At 67.7% G+C, this 14,168-nt stretch carries 19 protein-coding genes, 1 tRNA gene and 1 pseudogene; 8 read left to right on the top strand and 13 right to left on the bottom strand.

The genetic code is table 11. The features are described 5' to 3' along the window. Nucleotides 1-248 precede the first annotated feature (248 nt). Entirely contained in the window at nt 249-863 is a 615-nt protein-coding gene (locus ABFX50_RS16565) for an ATP-binding protein (protein ID WP_346147313.1), read from the top strand. Nucleotides 864-992: 129 nt separating this feature from the next. Here the strand turns inward: ABFX50_RS16565 and ABFX50_RS16560 are convergent, their stop codons facing one another. The 4 genes and pseudogenes from ABFX50_RS16560 to ABFX50_RS16545 all read right to left on the bottom strand — a co-directional run bounded on the left by ABFX50_RS16560 (nt 993) and on the right by ABFX50_RS16545 (nt 2,681). Further along, nucleotides 993-1,376, bottom strand: coding sequence for a DUF2809 domain-containing protein (locus ABFX50_RS16560; protein ID WP_346147311.1), 384 nt, complete (start codon nt 1,374-1,376; stop codon nt 993-995). A 202-nt stretch (nt 1,377-1,578) separates the two neighbouring features. Further along, nucleotides 1,579-1,709, bottom strand: a pseudogene (locus ABFX50_RS16555) (IS5/IS1182 family transposase); the annotation flags it as partial. Between the two features lie 47 nt (nt 1,710-1,756). Beyond that, the gene (locus ABFX50_RS16550; RefSeq protein ID WP_346147309.1) at nt 1,757-2,080 is read right to left on the bottom strand and encodes an NAD-dependent epimerase/dehydratase family protein; all 324 of its coding nucleotides are present in this window, start codon (nt 2,078-2,080) and stop codon (nt 1,757-1,759) included. 229 nt (nt 2,081-2,309) lie between these two features. Beyond that, the gene (locus ABFX50_RS16545; RefSeq protein WP_346147307.1) at nt 2,310-2,681 is read right to left on the bottom strand and encodes a DUF5997 family protein; all 372 of its coding nucleotides are present in this window, start codon (nt 2,679-2,681) and stop codon (nt 2,310-2,312) included. Between the two features lie 55 nt (nt 2,682-2,736). On the opposite strand from ABFX50_RS16545, the gene ABFX50_RS16540 reads away from it, so the two are divergent. Beyond that, nucleotides 2,737-3,465, top strand: coding sequence for a LysR family substrate-binding domain-containing protein (locus ABFX50_RS16540; RefSeq protein ID WP_346147305.1), 729 nt, complete (start codon nt 2,737-2,739; stop codon nt 3,463-3,465). Between the two features lie 243 nt (nt 3,466-3,708). Here the strand turns inward: ABFX50_RS16540 and ABFX50_RS16535 are convergent, their stop codons facing one another. Further along, complete coding sequence (locus ABFX50_RS16535; RefSeq protein ID WP_346147303.1) at nt 3,709-4,191, bottom strand: CHRD domain-containing protein; 483 nt, start codon at nt 4,189-4,191, stop codon at nt 3,709-3,711. Nucleotides 4,192-4,578: 387 nt separating this feature from the next. Here ABFX50_RS16535 and ABFX50_RS16530 point away from each other — a divergent pair, with 387 nt between their 5' ends. Further along, nucleotides 4,579-5,373, top strand: a complete 795-nt coding sequence (locus ABFX50_RS16530; protein WP_346147301.1) for a class I SAM-dependent methyltransferase — start codon at nt 4,579-4,581, stop codon at nt 5,371-5,373. 91 nt (nt 5,374-5,464) lie between these two features. Further along, complete coding sequence (locus tag ABFX50_RS16525) at nt 5,465-6,790, top strand: SEC-C metal-binding domain-containing protein (RefSeq protein WP_346147300.1); 1,326 nt, start codon at nt 5,465-5,467, stop codon at nt 6,788-6,790. Between the two features lie 90 nt (nt 6,791-6,880). Here ABFX50_RS16525 and ybiA read toward each other — a convergent pair whose 3' ends face one another. After that, nucleotides 6,881-7,399, bottom strand: a complete 519-nt coding sequence (gene ybiA / locus ABFX50_RS16520; RefSeq protein ID WP_346147298.1) for a riboflavin biosynthesis intermediates N-glycosidase — start codon at nt 7,397-7,399, stop codon at nt 6,881-6,883. A 688-nt stretch (nt 7,400-8,087) separates the two neighbouring features. On the opposite strand from ybiA, the gene ABFX50_RS16515 reads away from it, so the two are divergent. The 3 genes from ABFX50_RS16515 (at nt 8,088) to ABFX50_RS16505 (ending at nt 10,108) form a co-directional block, all read left to right on the top strand. Beyond that, entirely contained in the window at nt 8,088-8,639 is a 552-nt protein-coding gene (locus ABFX50_RS16515; RefSeq protein WP_346147296.1) for a hypothetical protein, read from the top strand. Nucleotides 8,640-9,239: 600 nt separating this feature from the next. Next, entirely contained in the window at nt 9,240-9,575 is a 336-nt protein-coding gene (locus ABFX50_RS16510; protein WP_346147294.1) for a hypothetical protein, read from the top strand. 101 nt (nt 9,576-9,676) lie between these two features. After that, nucleotides 9,677-10,108 carry a replication initiator gene (locus tag ABFX50_RS16505; protein ID WP_346147292.1) on the top strand — a complete coding sequence of 144 codons (432 nt, stop codon included), beginning with the start codon at nt 9,677-9,679 and terminating at the stop codon, nt 10,106-10,108. 410 nt (nt 10,109-10,518) lie between these two features. Here the strand turns inward: ABFX50_RS16505 and ABFX50_RS16500 are convergent, their stop codons facing one another. Next, nucleotides 10,519-10,722, bottom strand: coding sequence for a hypothetical protein (locus ABFX50_RS16500; RefSeq protein ID WP_192773569.1), 204 nt, complete (start codon nt 10,720-10,722; stop codon nt 10,519-10,521). 190 nt (nt 10,723-10,912) lie between these two features. Here ABFX50_RS16500 and ABFX50_RS16495 point away from each other — a divergent pair, with 190 nt between their 5' ends. Next, the gene (locus ABFX50_RS16495) at nt 10,913-11,206 is read left to right on the top strand and encodes a hypothetical protein (RefSeq protein WP_346147290.1); all 294 of its coding nucleotides are present in this window, start codon (nt 10,913-10,915) and stop codon (nt 11,204-11,206) included. A gap of 139 nt (nt 11,207-11,345) precedes the next feature. Here the strand turns inward: ABFX50_RS16495 and ABFX50_RS16490 are convergent. The 6 genes from ABFX50_RS16490 to ABFX50_RS16465 all read right to left on the bottom strand — a co-directional run bounded on the left by ABFX50_RS16490 (nt 11,346) and on the right by ABFX50_RS16465 (nt 14,168). Beyond that, a tRNA-Val gene (locus ABFX50_RS16490) sits at nt 11,346-11,417 on the bottom strand. Nucleotides 11,418-11,434: 17 nt separating this feature from the next. Next, nucleotides 11,435-12,367 carry an ROK family protein gene (locus ABFX50_RS16485; RefSeq protein ID WP_346147288.1) on the bottom strand — a complete coding sequence of 311 codons (933 nt, stop codon included), beginning with the start codon at nt 12,365-12,367 and terminating at the stop codon, nt 11,435-11,437. Nucleotides 12,368-12,420: 53 nt separating this feature from the next. Beyond that, nucleotides 12,421-12,735: a hypothetical protein gene (locus ABFX50_RS16480; RefSeq protein ID WP_183646786.1), complete on the bottom strand. Its 315-nt coding sequence runs from the start codon at nt 12,733-12,735 to the stop codon at nt 12,421-12,423. A gap of 12 nt (nt 12,736-12,747) precedes the next feature. Further along, on the bottom strand, nt 12,748-13,185 hold the full coding sequence (locus ABFX50_RS16475; RefSeq protein WP_183660063.1) for a peroxiredoxin: 438 nt from the start codon (nt 13,183-13,185) through the stop codon (nt 12,748-12,750). Nucleotides 13,186-13,230: 45 nt separating this feature from the next. Then, on the bottom strand, nt 13,231-13,659 hold the full coding sequence (locus tag ABFX50_RS16470; protein WP_183646783.1) for a DUF3052 domain-containing protein: 429 nt from the start codon (nt 13,657-13,659) through the stop codon (nt 13,231-13,233). A 101-nt stretch (nt 13,660-13,760) separates the two neighbouring features. Beyond that, nucleotides 13,761-14,168, bottom strand: coding sequence for a secondary thiamine-phosphate synthase enzyme YjbQ (locus ABFX50_RS16465; protein WP_346147285.1), 408 nt, complete (start codon nt 14,166-14,168; stop codon nt 13,761-13,763).

Raw genomic sequence — 14,168 nt, 5'->3', positions numbered from 1 at the left:
CCTGCGCCGGGACCCCGCCGCCGTGCCGGTCCTGGACGCTCCGCCCGTGACAACGGTGATCGCCTGGCCGTCGCACAGCCGCCTTCGTGCAGTCGCTGACCTGATCCGCGTCGCAACACGTCTTTGATCGCTGATGAGGAGGGCGGCCACCCGACGACAGCCCCGAACAAGCACCTGTCAGCTCAACGCTCCTGCATCAGCGAGGCAGTGTCCTTCAACGTCTCTTGAGCCGTGACTAGGGTGCTGTGGTGAGCACCTCCCGATCCTCCTGGTGTAACACCACCCATGACTGGGCGACCGACGTCGACCTCGGCCACCTCGCCCGCATCCAGGGGAACCCGGCCGAGTTCGCCCCCGGCGGCGTCCGGCACCTGATCCTCGAAGTCCTCGCCCACCCGGCCGACGAGGCGGCGAGCACGGGCGCCGGGCGCTGCACCGTCATCCTCCACCTCGACGGCTCGGTGTCCGTGGCCGACGAGGGGCGGGGCACCGACACCCGTTTCGACGAGCAGGGGCGGCCGGTGAAGAAGCCCGTCATGTCGTCCAAGGACCTGCGCTTCTTCGACGACCCCGGCGCGGAGACGCTTCCCGACGGGCATCCGCGCCGCGGTATGTCCGTCGTCGCCGCGCTCAGCGAGTGGCTCGTCCACACCAACCGCCGCCTGAACGGGTCCTGGGTCCAGCGGTACGAGCACGGCGTCCCCGTCACCGGCCTGGAGGCCGTCGCCGGCGACGGCGCCACAGGGACGACCGTGCACTTTCTGCCCTGCGGGCACCTGCCCCCACTCGCAGACGACCTGCGCCGTTTCGCGGACGGATGGCCTGGCCTGGCCGTAACCGTCGACGACCGTCGTGGTGGCTGACTGATCGAGGACTGTGCCGTCTGCCAGAGCTGAGCGGCTCGCTCTTCGCCCAGACGAGCACCTTCAGCAACGGCTGGCCGCCGCGCAGGACGAACCCGATGACCTCGCCGCTGTGGGGCATCCGTACCGTCAGCGTGCCGGTGGGGTGGAGTCCGCGAGTCCGCCGGTCTGATCACCGGATCGGACCAATCGGCGTTCCCAGGCCAGGGCCGCGACCACACCGATGGCATAGGCGATCAGGTCCCATGGGTCGGGGAACGCGCCGACCAGGACACCGCCGATGCCCGGCGGGGTCATGCCGACTATTTGGTAGAACTCGACGGCGGCGGCGATCGCGGCCGTGGCCAGGGTGCGGCGTGCGGCGGTGGTGCGCCACAGCAGCCCCAAGAACGCGTAGACCAGCATGGTGGCGCCGACGTCGCTCACGTAACCGCGGATGAACGGTTGTCCCGGGCCTCGGTAGAAGAGGGCGAACGCGCCGACGGCGAGGGCGACGCCACCAAGAAGGAGCATGGCACGGCGCATGTGATTGACATCTTCTCCGAATCTCAACGATCAGGACGAACCTGATCATAGAGCTCGTCCCTTATGGCGGCATGCTGACTGCGGCAGGTCAGCGACCGCGGTGGAGTGCCATGGCGACGGCATGCCAGAGCCGATTTCCTGGTCCCCGCCCGGCCTCGGCAGACTCTCGCCGAGGAGTTGGACGATGTGGACCGGGACAGCCCTTATCCGCAAACGTCTTCACGCCAGCAACGGTCAATGCGTCGATCAAGCTCACCGCGCGAGCGGCACTCACGTCGTGGACGGCGCCAGGAGTGCCGGTGAGGCCCACACCAGCCGGCCCGCGCGGATACCCGGATGCGGCAAGTTCCAGGAGCGCCGCAGCAAGGTCAGCCACATGTACTGGACACCGCACCATGGACGAGGCGTCCACCCGCCATGGAGACGGCGAGAGCCACGTTCGCTGCGCCGGTCGCCGTGGTCGTCCAATCCGTCTGCCGGAAGGCGGCGTTGATGACCGCCTCCGGCTGGAAGGCGCAGATCAGCTCATCGACGTTCTCTCGTCGGCGCACGTCGAGCGGCAGCCACTCAACGCCGGCGGTCTCTCCAGCTCGGGTCAGGTACGTCGCAGCCACCTCGTGTCCTGCCTGCGAACACTGTCGAGCGAGCTCGCTGCCGAGCAAGCCGCTGCCGCCGACGATGAGGGTCCTCATGGCCGGTCACCATAGTTGACCAGCCGTTCCGAGACGGCCGCCGTGGCTCACGGCCCGTTTCCGCGATCGGAAACAGAGCTCTTGTCGCAGGTGTGCTGTCTGACCCGGCGCGGACCGTATCGCCTGGTGCCAGTGCGTGAGTTCTCTGGTTCCGCAGGGCATCGAGGACTTCCCGGCGGCTCATCGGACGAGCTCGTCTCCAGGCTGAGCCGTGCAGGGTCTCAGCTGTCTAGCGCTGCTTGAGGCGGAGTGCCTCTTTGCGGGCCTCGGCCTGGACGGATCGCTCGCGCTCCAGCCATGCCGGGTTCTCCGCCTTCAGCTCATCGATCTCAGCGGTGGTGAGCGGTCCGGTGATCCCGCCTCTGGCCAGGCCGGAGATGGAGATCCCGAGCTTCGCGGCGACGACCTGCTTGGGGTGCGGGCCGTTGCGGCGCAGGTCAGCGAGCCAGGTGGGTGGCTTCGCCTGCAACTCGTTCAGCTCGTCCCTGGAGACGACACCCGCCTGGAACTCGGCGGGAGTGGCCGAGAGGAGGACCCCCAGCTTCTTGGCCGCGGTCTCGGGCTTCATCGTCTGGATGGTCTTCGGTTTGGGCGAGGTCATGGCGTCGAGAGTAGTCAGTCGGAACGGGTTCCCCTGACATCGGTACCCTGAGGAAGTGACTGATGGGGAGATCGGCAGGGTGTTCCGGCTGGCGTACGTGCCCGGGGTGACCCCCGCCAAATGGGTCAACGTCTGGACCGAGAGGATGCCCAGCGTGCCGATCATCCTGGTCGAGGTCGCCGCCGCCGAGGTGGTGCGACTTCTGCGGGACGGCGGCGCCGACGCCGGATTCGTCAGGCTGCCGGTCGACCGCGACGGGCTCAGCGTGATCCCTCTCTACGTGGAGACCACGGTGGTCGTGGTGCCCAAGGACCACGCGGTGGCCGCCGCCGACGAGGTGACCACCGCCGACCTGACCGACGACGAGGTGTTCCATCCTCTGGACGACACCATCGACTGGACGGCCCGCCCCGGGCTGCCCGCGTTCAGCCGGCCGCCCACCACGGCGGACGCCGTCGAGCTGGTGGCGGCCGGCACTGGGCTTCTCCTGGTTCCGCAGTCGCTGGCACGCCTCCACCACCGCAGGGACCTCACGTACCGGCCGGTGACGGACGCGCCGCAGTCTCAGGTCGCGCTGGCCTGGCCCACGGACGCGACCACAGACCTGGTGGAGGATTTCATCGGCGTCGTCCGCGGCCGGACGGTGAACAGCTCGCGGGGCCGTACCCCCGCCTCCTCTGCGGAGAAACCGGCACAGCGGCAGCCCCAGAAACCCGTCCAGAATGGCTCCGGACGCCGGGCCGTACCGGCCGGCCGTAAGAAGAAGGGCAACCGACCCCGGTGACCCGCAGCCCCGAACCTCCGGTTCGGAGCCGGCAATACCGGTAGAGCACGCGCGCCCATCGACTTTCGCAGCCAGTTGATACAGATGGTGCTGCTTCACGGAGTCTGGCACCAAACTCCGTGAAGCGGTCACTTGACGTCGTCGAGAAGCCGCTGGACGGGACAGCTTGCCCGTACGGCCAGCCGCTGGGCAGGGCGACTACGGGATCTCTACCCGGTCGCTACGGGGCCGCTCAGGCGCGACCTAGACGGCATCGCCGAGCTGGCCCCGGATGGCGCCATCCGGGAACGGCGCGTTGTGGACGTTGGTGTAGAACCCGCTCGGATTCCGGACGATGTCCCGCAGCTCCTCGCGGGTCAGCGTGGTGTCCTGGTTCTCCTCCGTCTGATGCTTCTCGACGCGGATGCAGGCGCTCGCGAAGCCGTCGGTGGGCGCTTCCAGCGTCACCACGATCGGACCCGCCACTCCTGCCGCGCCCCTGTGGATGTGCGCCGCGGTCGCGGGTTCGATCTTGTGGGCGGTGATGACGTAGCAGAGCGACTTGTCCTTCACCTTCCAGGCGAAGATGCCCACGCCGTCCGGATCGCCGGGACCGGGAACCTCCTGAGCCCCGGTCATCTCGACGACCTCGAAGGGCGACGGGTCGCCTGTGGTCGCGCCGGCCGTGCCGGGGAAGACGGCCGCTACCGCGGCGAGTGCCGGAATCAGGATGATCGACTTGATCAACGTACTCTCCTTGGTGACTATGAGTAGCGATGCGCTACTTTGCGTAATGTATCCGAGTTCTGTCGAAGTGAAACCGTGCTGTTATGAGCGGGATCGTCAAGGAAGCGACATGTCCGACGACGACCTTGTAGAGGCGTGGGCAAGCCGGCCTTTCAGCTGACGAGACCATGCGCCGTCCGTGAGGCGGGCCTCGATGTGCCGGGGCGGGACGTGAGCGTCGTCACCGCCGGGCGGGGGTCGGAGACCCGTGGACGTCCGGCTTGGCCGACCGCGCGGCAAACGCCTCAAGGTCGGACCGAAGAGCGGGACTCGACCAGTCAATCGGGGCGCGGAACGCTGGAGAGCAACTCGTTTGCCCGCAGCGCACGGCCCACGACATGATCGAGTATGACGGTGACACGGGAGCTGCTCGCCTACTACGAACAGGACAGAGAACACGGCCGGCTTCGCGAAGGGCGTGACCGGTTGGAGTTCTGGCGGACACAGGATGTGCTGCGCCGATCGCTGCGGCCCGCTCCGGCACGGGTGCTCGACGTGGGAGGCGGCACAGGGGTGCACGCCGAGTGGCTGGTCGCCGACGGCTACGAGGTCGAGCTGCTGGATCCGGTCCCGCTGCACGTGGAGCGGGCCTCGGAGCTGGCCGGGGTGACAGCGCGGCTGGGCGACGCGCGGGAGCTTCCGGTGCCGGACGCGAGCGTGGACGCGGTCCTGCTGCTGGGCCCGCTCTACCATCTGGCCGAGCGTTCCGACCGGGTGCGGGCGCTGGCCGAGGCTCGCCGCGCCGTACGGCCAGGCGGACTGGTGGCCGCCGCGACCATCAACCGGTACGCGGCCGTACACCACATGGTTCACACGGGCGCGTACGCCGAGGAGCGACAGCGGGAGGCGGCGCACGCGGCCGCGAAGAACGGGATCATGCTCTCACCAGGGCGCGGGTTCCCCGCCTACTTCCACGACCCCGACGAGGTCCCTGGCGAGTTCGCCGACGCAGGACTTCCCGCCGCCGAGCGGTACGGGCTCGAGGGCGCCTTCTGGCTGTACGGCGACGTCGACGAGTGGCTCGACGATCCGGAACGCCGCACGCTGCTGCTCGATGCCCAGCGCTCGATGGAGTCCGTCCCGTCGCTGCTGGGGGTGAGCGGCCACCTGCTCACCATCGCCCGGCGGCCCGGCGCGCCATGACGGGCATCCACGATCTCGTGACGCAGCGAGCGGGCCGCTTCATGCCACTCCGCCGACCTCAGCCAAGAACGGCTCACGGTACCCGCGCCGCATGGAAAATGAACCCATGCTCCCCGACATGTTCTTCCACCCCCTGAAGCCCGCGCAGGTGCTCGACGCCGTCTACGAGCAGTTCGGCGAGCTGGACGAGTCCGGCGAGGTCACCAACGAGTCTGCGGCCAGGGAGACGGTCCTGCAGGTGCTGCTGGACCCGCGCAGCCAGGGCGATCCCGGGGTGTTCGAGCTCGCATGGGAACTGGTCGAGCTCTATGACGACGACGAACTCGACGACGCGGTCGAGCTGCTGACCGAGGTACTCAACGCCCACCCCGACCAGCGCTTCGCCCTGGGTGCCCTGCGCGCTGCCTACCGCGACGCCGAGGGCCTGGCCGAGATGGAGTCCCTCCATCGCGACATGTCGCTCCTGCTACCGGAGCGCCGCGACATCCGTTTCTACTACCTGGCCCCGGCTTTCCTCGCCGAACAGGGGCAGACCGACCGTGGCGCGTTCCTGGCCAGGCAGGGGGCCGCTCTGGCCAGAAGCCTCGGGCTTGAGGAAGAGGCTGAGCGGATCGAGGAGCGCAGCCCCGATCCCGAACACCGGCAGGCGTCGAGCGCCCGGCTCGGGAGCGCGATGGAGGAGTTGCTCAGCGCAGCAGGCGCCGCAGCCACGCCCACAGGGAAGCGGGCGCTGGGTGGCGTGCGCTCCAGGTTCCGGATGGCCTATCTGCCCCCGCGGGAGTACGCCAAGGGCCTGGCCGAAGGGCTGCTCGACGCCACATTCCCCCTCGACCACGAGGATTACCGTCGCGAGCTGGAGTCATCGCTGCACGACTCGGCCGAGCTCGGCCAGGTCTCGGTGGTCGCCATCGACCTGGCGGAGGTCGACGCGTTCGCCAAGCGGACGGGACGCGACCCCCGACGTCGAAGCACACGGCTGGCCTACCTGTCCACGCTGCCGGATCGGGGCGCGATCTCCTGGCCGCCGGAGCGCAACACGCCCTGCTGGTGCGCCTCTCAGCGCAAGTACAAGAAATGCTGTGGCCGGCCCGGATTCCGCGACCAGCCGGTTCCCGACCGAGGGCGGGCCATCCTGCGTGTCGATGGACCCCAGCCGCTCCGGGTGCAGGTGCCCTCCAGGATTCGGCTTGACCGGCTCCACGCGGTGATCGACGCCGACGCCGGCGCGGGCGGCCACTACAGCTTCTCGATCCAGGACGGCGAGATCGACGCCGACCAGGCTCCGCACGCGACCCTCACACAGCTCGCCAGCGAGCCCGGCCAGTCGTTCGGCTATCACAACGGCCGCGACCACAGGGTGACGGTGGAGGAGATCGTCCCGGTGGACCCGGCGGACAACGAGCCCCGGGTGATCTAGCGACACGCTGTCGCAATGGGCGACCCCCATCGCGCACGGCCATCGACGAGCCTGAAGCCGACCGCTTCAGCACGGCGACGTGGCCGAAACTCACGCCAGTGTCTCCCTCGCGGCCATCAGCGCGAAGCCCAGCAAGTTGAGCCCCCGCCACGTCGCAGGAGAGGCGGCTCGCTCGTCATCGGCGGTCAGGCCGATCCCCCAGATCCGATCGAGGGGGCTGGCCTCGACGATCACCCGGTTACGCGTGCCAAGCAGAAACTCCTTCAGCGCGGCATGCTGGCCGAACTTGGCGATGTTGCCGCGCACCACGATGTCGAACCGGTGAGCGTCCCAGGCCTCTTCGTCAAAGTCCCGTACGGCGCGGCCCAGCTTCTTGGCCTCGCCCGGATGCCCGGCAGCAAGGATCTTGGCTGCGGTTTCGCGGTCGTCGAACAGCCAGGCCTTGTGCGCCATCATGTAGTGCTCGGCTGAGCCGTACGTCTGCCCGTCCTCGGTGAAGGTGACCGGCCACCACTGCGACAGGCAGCCGGGGCGCAGGCTCTGGTGACCCCAGAAGTGGAGGAACTTCAACGATTGACCGGCCTGTTCGGCGGCGATCGCCTCAGCCACGTTTCCAGGGAGTCGCTCAATCACCCCGATACCCTGCCATAACCTTCCCTTGGTTCACCCCTCAATTAGGGGTGCGGAGCCGCGCGAACTGCCCATGGAGATGAACGACAGCAACGGTACCGATCGCCCCGTCCCGGCGGCGGCGAGCGGCTCGTGGTGCCCGTCGAGCAGGAAACGCGGTGCTCGCGGTCGGAGACGTGTGGGCCGCTGACGTCGAGGACGTCGAGCGCGACAGCCGTACCGTCGTGATCGAATCGCGCGTAGCCGGAGACCGTGGCCTCACCCATCGACTCCTGCGATCGCATCGGCACGGTCGCTCGGGCTCCACTGCAGCTCACCGATTCCCGGACTGGTCGAGGTGATCACCCCGGAGCTCTGTCCTCCGCCGGAGGCGGGTTCTGGCCTGCCGCCGTTCTTATGAGGTACCGACCTCGCGGCTACTCCTGATCGGGCGAGATCGGGAATCTTTGACGCAGAGATCCGGCATCATGTCCCGATATCAACAGTTTGGACTATTGGAGGCGGCCGTGGAGGTCTCACCTCGTACGAACGATTGCACCTGGATTCCCTTGAGGAGATTCAACAAAGCCCGCACTTCGAGGTCTTCAGCGCAGGGGTAGGCGAACGGCTACGCCCGGCGATCGGTGATGATCTGGGAGAGTATCGCCCCGAGTGGGAGAATGTGTCCATGGCTGGAGGGCTGGTGTCTCACCAGCTCCGGTTCTCGGAGTTCTTCATCGCGTGGCAGACGACCGGGCCCCTTCTCCGCGTCCACGGCGAAATCGATGTGTTTCCGCTGTTGGATGTGGTCGAGCAGGGCGATGTGCCCATGGGGTACCCGACCACAGAGTTCCAACGTCGCTTCTATTCTCAGTCACGGTGCATCGCGGGCTCCCGGGGCACAGGGAGCGGCCACCTGACCCACTTGCGCGTGCAGCCAGATGCCGGCCCGGTCGAAATCTGGTTCGACGACCAGCATGCCGCCACTGGGCCGTCTCCCAGCCACCCGTACCCCGTGACCTACACCAAGCTCGATCTCACCTACGGTGAGTACATGGACGCCTTGCTCGCCACCAAAGGGGCTCGCGGCTGGGAGTTTCTGTTCGCTGAAATGGAGCTGGGGAAACCAGGCTTTCATGACATCGTGACGAATCTGCGCAACATGCTTGAGGTCTTCCCCCGGCTGTTTCCTGGTTGCGACTACACCCCGTTCCAGGAGCGCCTGGCAGCGCGGCTCTAGCCGTACCTCAGAGGTGTCTGTTTCGGATCAGTCTGGCCGACGGCGACCCCCGCGCGAGACAGGCCCCCAGGCCTATTACGAGGGCTAAGGCCAAGTTCTACCCTCGACTTTTTAGCCCCCTAAAGTGGGGGATGAAGTAGGCCCCCGCCATGCGAACACGGTGCTGGACTACCGCCCACAACGGGGGTCCAGAACGCATCGAGAGCTTTGGGGCGTCACCGAGACGCCCTGCTGCGAGAGCACGACATACCGCGGACACGCACGACGGGTACGCATGGCGCTCGGGCTGGTGGTGTGGTGCGACGGCGAGTGGTTCTGGTGGAGGTCGGGCTGGGACGGGCGGCGCAAGCGTGCCGTGTAAGCCCGCCATCCGGCCATGGATCCATCACGGGCCGCTCGACGAATCGCCTTCCGCTACGCCGACCTTCGGGGGATACGACCGCTGTCGGCCGTATCTGATGATGTGGGAACAGCGAGCAAGGCACCGAGGTGACATCGCCTCGGCGTATGCCGGGGGTGCGGGCCAAGATCGTGGACTTGCTGCACAGTCCGGCTCGGACCCGTGCCTCTGGCGCGTGGTTGATCGGTCAGCGTGGAACCGTGGTCATGGTCCTGCGCAACGGCACCCTGGCCTTGTTCGAGCTCGACGACGCGGCCGACGATCTACCGGGCGGCGTTCGGCGCTGGCCGGTTCACTGGGACGACCTGCTCGTGTACGCCACGGAATCGGGGTCGGACCATCCCTGTGACGTCTACCGACTTGGGCTGTCCGGCACTGGACGGAACGCGGTGCAGCACGCCGTACCGCTCGACACGAAGATCAGCTTGTGCGGGGAGTCGATGTATCCATTGCCCGTGTGCGGCTGGTCGATACCGTTCTCGCCCACAGCGGACCGGGCTTGCCTGGAGTGCGTACACCGCGCGGAGCTCCCATGAGCATCGCTGGTGAGCGGGCTGGGCCGTCGCGCCGCCGGTCGTGGGTCGGTTCTTCCCACGGCCATTCCTCCATAGCTGCCAGATTGTGTGGCCCGCCCAGCATGATCGCGACGTTGCAGTTCGCGGTGATCTTCTCGGCGGTGAACAGTGGGGCGTCGGGTTCGACGTCGCGCATGGCCAGGTCCCAGTCGAAGGCTTTGACGTCGGAGTGGTTGCGGGGTGCGGCGAGGTCTGGCCTTTCACACCATCATCCGCCTCGACGGCCTGACGGACCGGACCACCTACCACCGGACTGGGCCGATCACCACCTGCTGGTGCGGGCGGCGCCTGCTGCGGCGCAAGCCGTTGAACTGCTGTCTCCTGCCAGCGACCTCGGCCGGTGGACCCTGGCCTGGGGTGACCAGCTCGACATCCGCCCCATCCTGCTCGACGCTCGCGCCGACCGGGTCAGCGAACGCGCGGTGGCGGGCCAACACAGTACGGCGGAGGCCGACCGCAAGATCGCTGACGCGACGGACGACAAGATCAATTAGGGCAGCCCGGACGATCTTCGGGAGCACTCGTCCGTGTGAGCTAATGGCACGAAGCCCGGTAGCAAGATCGCTACTGGGCTTCTTCGTGCAGGTGGGCAGTACTGGTATCGAACCAGTGACCCCTCGCTTGTAAGGCACCCCAGGGAGGACTGGGACCTGCACAGGCGCCAGCTCTGACCTGGCCATACATGTCCGTGGCAATGCGCTGCTGTCCAGGGTCGTCCACTGTCGTTGTCACCCAGATAGTCACTCAGACGGCCACGCCTGCGATCAGCCGGGCATCTCCCATCACGGGAGACGGCACGAGCAGCGGTCCCTCTGCCTGGCGGAGCAGCTTAAGGCAGGCATGGTGGTGCTCGTCCTTGACGTTGCCCGCAGCGAGCAACACACCCGTGTCGCACAGGAGCACGTCAGCGGCCCATTTCCGAACGCAGGATCTCCTCGTGCCGCTCGGCCAGATCCGGCTCGGCCTCGAACGACGCGAAGAACGGCAGATCACGCTCTGCCGGGGCGGGCTCGTCCAACCGCCCGCGAATCAGTTCCAGAGCGGGCCGTAGCTCCGACTCCGGCAACTGGTCAACCAGGTGATGCAGTTCGTCCCGCGTGACGCTCATGCAGTCAAGTCTAGGTCTCAGGGCACGCGCGGGAAGTAGCGCCAGGCGAAGTCAGCCATCAGACAAGACACCCCGAAGCTGACGAAGACAGCTGGGATGAAGCACAGAGTTCCAACGCCGCCTTCTTTCTCAGTTACGGTGCGTTGCGGGCTCCAGGGGCACAGGGAGCGGCCACCTGACCCACTTGCGCGTGCAGCCAGATGCCTGCCCGGTCGAAATCTGGTTCGACGACCCGCATGCCGACACTGAGCCGTACCCCAGCCACCCGTACCCCGTTACCTACACCAAGCTCGATCTCACCTACGGCGAGTACATGGACGCCTTGCTCACCACCAGAGGGGCTCGCGGCGGGGAGTTCCTCTTCGCTGACATTGAGCTGGGGAGACCCGGCTTCCATGACATCGTGACGAATCTGCGCAACATGCTTGAGGTCTTCCCCGACTGTTTCCTGGTTGCGATTACACCCCGTTCCAGGAGCGTCTGATAGCGCGGCTTTAGCAGTACCTCGGACGGGTGTCTGTCTTTGTGATCAGTCTGGCCGACGGTCTCGCCCGCGTGGGCTAATGGCGCGCTAATGGCACGAAGCCCGGTAGCAAGATCGCTACCGGGCTTCTTCGTGCAGGTGGGCGGTACTGGTATCGAACCAGTGACCCCTCGCTTGTAAGGCGAGTGCTCTACCGCTGAGCTAACCGCCCCTGATCGGCACTACACCTTACGACACCGCGGGCGCCGATCGCACATCCATTGTCCATCCCGTGCCCGCTCCAGGCACACCCGCCGCCCTCCAGCCCAGGAGGGCCGCGCCCAGCATGCCCGCGTTCACCCCCAGTGCCGCCGCCACCAGGGGAGGGGCCTCCCTGAAGGCCAGGCGCTTGACCAGCCTGGTGCGTACCGGGTCGAACAGGGCGGGGCCCGCCTCGGCGAGCCCGCCGCCGAGCACGATGACGGAGGGGTCGAGCAGCAGCGTGTACGTGGCCAGGGCCAGCGACAGCGCCTCCACCGCCTCGTCCCACACCTCGATGGCCAGCGGGTCGTCGGAGGCGACGACCTCCTCGGCCTTCACCCCCGCGATGCCCGAGCGCTCGCTGTAGCGGCGTCCGACCGAGGCGGCCGAGGCGTAGGTCTCCAGGCAGCCGAGCTGCCCGCAGGCGCAGGGCTCGCCGTCGGGGAAGACGGGGATGTGGCCGATCTCGCCGCCCCAGCCCTCCGCGCCGCCGTACGGCCGGCCGGACAGGATCATGGCGCCGGCGATGCCGGTGCCGATGGGCAGGAACAGGAAGTCGGAGATCCCGCGCCCCGCGCCCAGCACGCTCTCGGCCAGGCCGCCGGTGCGGACGTCGTGGCCGAGCATGACGGGGACGTCCATGTCCACGAAGGAGCGCGCGGGCACGTCGCGCCAGCCGATGTTGGCGGCGTAGATCGCGCTGTCGGCCGTGACGAGGCCGGGTACGGCCAGGCCGACCCCGGCGGGCATGCCGTCGCCCCTGGCGGCCAGGTCGGAGACGAACTCTCTGACGGCGCCCACCGCCTCGTCGCCGCGCAGCGTGGGACGCCGGTCGGTCACCAGCACCTGACCGTTCTCGCTGACGAGGCCGCCCTTCATGGACGTGCCACCGACATCGAGCGCGACAACGTAGGAACTCATAGCGGTCATCCTGAGGGGCAGGGGCAGGTCAACGGCTATGAACGATAGCGCACCTAATGTCGAGAAAGACCCAGCACTCTGTTGAGCGCCGCCTCGACCTCGTCGGCCAGGCCGGGAAGCGGGGTCGAACCCGTGGGCGCCGACAGTCGCGCGAGCCGTACCGAACCGCAGGAACGGCACTCGACCTCGCCGAGCCGGCAGATGAGCGACGAGGAGCCACAGGACTCGCACACGTCGAGTTCGAGGTCGTGGGACAGCTGGCAGTCCGGGCAGATGAGCACCTGGACCTCGCCGCGGACCCCGCGCCGCCACGGCGAGACGCCGCGGACCGGGTCGGTCTGCCGGGCCCCGCACTGGTAGCAGGGCATGGTTTCCCTCCGTTACGACAAAGCCTTGAGATAGTCGGCGACGTCACGCGCCGAGGAGATCGGATTGACGACCGACCACCTGATCACGCCCTCGCCATCGATGAGGAAGGTCCCGCGCTTGGCGAGCCCTCTCTTTTCGTCGAAGACACCGTACGCCTGAGCGACCTGTCCGTGGGGCCAGAAATCGGATAGCAGGGGGAATTCGTACCCCTCCTGCTCGGCCCATGCCCGCTGGGCGAACATCGAGTCGACCGAGACGCCGAGCACCCGTACGTCGGCGGGCAGCTGGGGGATGAGCTCGTCGCGTACCTGGGCGAGCTCGCCGCGGCACACCCCGCTGAAGGCCACCGGATAGAAGATCAGCAGGACGCGGCTGCCGCGCAGGCCTGAGAGCCTGACCGGCGTGCCGTGCTGGTCGGGCAGTTCGAAGTCGGGAGCCATGCGGTTCATCCTGCCGTACGGCCCTGGGGGCCGCACGGCAGGCTCAACGTCTGACTAGCGCCGGCCCTTGGGCGCCACAAGCCTGGTCCCCGACCAATCGGGTGCGGCGGAGATGCTGCTGGTCTGGGAGAGGCCCGCCGTGGTGGCGTCCTCCCCGATGTCGCTCGGCTCCACGTGGCCGTCTCTGCCTGCCTTGGGAGTCAGGAGCCAGATCTGGCCCGCGTCGGCCAGTGATCGCATGGCGTCACTCAGAGCGTCGAAGAGGTCCCCGTCGCCATCGCGCCACCACAGCAGCACCACGTCGGCGACTTCGTCGGTGTCCTCGTCGAGTAGCTCGGTGCCGGTCAGGTTCTCGATGGACTCGCGAAGCTCTTCGTCGCAGTCCTCGTCCCAACCGATCTCCTGCACCACCTGACCCGGCTTGAGGCCGAGTCGTTCGGCCAGGCCGCGCTCGCCCTGCGCCTGACCCGCGGTCGCGCTCACTTGTATCCCTCCTGATATGCGGTCATCGCTTCGGGACAGTCCACACGCTGTGACCCTCAGTCGTCAACGGTCGCCACGATGACGGCCGTACTCGAGACGGATTAATCAGACAAAAACGACAGGCGAACCTGGCGTTCACGGTTGTCGACGTTGAGGTCGACGATGGCGATCGACTGCCAGGTGCCCAGTGCCAGCCGCCCGCCCAGCACGGGGACGGTGGCGAAGGGCGGGATGAGCGCCGGCATGACGTGCGATCTGCCGTGGCCCTTCGAGCCGTGGGCGTGTCGCCATCGGTCGTCGGCCGGCAGCAGGTCGCCGAGCGCCGCCAGCAGGTCGTCGTCGCTGCCCGCGCCGAGCTCGATGATCGCCACCCCGGCCGTCGCGTGCGGCACGAACACGTGCAGCAGCCCGTCGCCGCCCACCGAGCCCGCGAAGGACTGGCACTCGCCGGTGATGTCGTGCACCGTCTCGCGCGACCCGGTGGTCAGCGAGATGATCTGGGATTTCAC

It is taken from the genome of Nonomuraea recticatena, from assembly GCF_039533245.1.
In the GTDB taxonomy this organism is placed as follows: Bacteria; Actinomycetota; Actinomycetes; order Streptosporangiales; family Streptosporangiaceae; genus Nonomuraea; species Nonomuraea roseola.
Note: the sequence above shows the minus strand (reverse complement) of the source record. Positions and strands in the feature narration are given on the sequence as shown.

What these genes read in the sequence shown, in the direction of transcription:
- ABFX50_RS16560 (WP_346147311.1), bottom strand. Translation starts at nt 1,376, where the DNA reads ATGCTCCTTCTTGGTGGCGTCGCCCTCGCCGTCGGCGCGTTCGCCCTC.
- ABFX50_RS16550 (WP_346147309.1), bottom strand. Translation starts at nt 2,080, where the DNA reads ATGAGGACCCTCATCGTCGGCGGCAGCGGCTTGCTCGGCAGCGAGCTC.
- ABFX50_RS16545 (WP_346147307.1), bottom strand. Translation starts at nt 2,681, where the DNA reads ATGACCTCGCCCAAACCGAAGACCATCCAGACGATGAAGCCCGAGACC.
- ABFX50_RS16530 (WP_346147301.1), top strand. Translation starts at nt 4,579, where the DNA reads ATGACGGTGACACGGGAGCTGCTCGCCTACTACGAACAGGACAGAGAA.
- ABFX50_RS16525 (WP_346147300.1), top strand. Translation starts at nt 5,465, where the DNA reads ATGGAAAATGAACCCATGCTCCCCGACATGTTCTTCCACCCCCTGAAG.
- ABFX50_RS16515 (WP_346147296.1), top strand. Translation starts at nt 8,088, where the DNA reads ATGGCTGGAGGGCTGGTGTCTCACCAGCTCCGGTTCTCGGAGTTCTTC.
- ABFX50_RS16505 (WP_346147292.1), top strand. Translation starts at nt 9,677, where the DNA reads ATGATCGCGACGTTGCAGTTCGCGGTGATCTTCTCGGCGGTGAACAGT.
- ABFX50_RS16500 (WP_192773569.1), bottom strand. Translation starts at nt 10,722, where the DNA reads ATGAGCGTCACGCGGGACGAACTGCATCACCTGGTTGACCAGTTGCCG.
- ABFX50_RS16485 (WP_346147288.1), bottom strand. Translation starts at nt 12,367, where the DNA reads ATGAGTTCCTACGTTGTCGCGCTCGATGTCGGTGGCACGTCCATGAAG.
- ABFX50_RS16480 (WP_183646786.1), bottom strand. Translation starts at nt 12,735, where the DNA reads ATGCCCTGCTACCAGTGCGGGGCCCGGCAGACCGACCCGGTCCGCGGC.
- ABFX50_RS16475 (WP_183660063.1), bottom strand. Translation starts at nt 13,185, where the DNA reads ATGAACCGCATGGCTCCCGACTTCGAACTGCCCGACCAGCACGGCACG.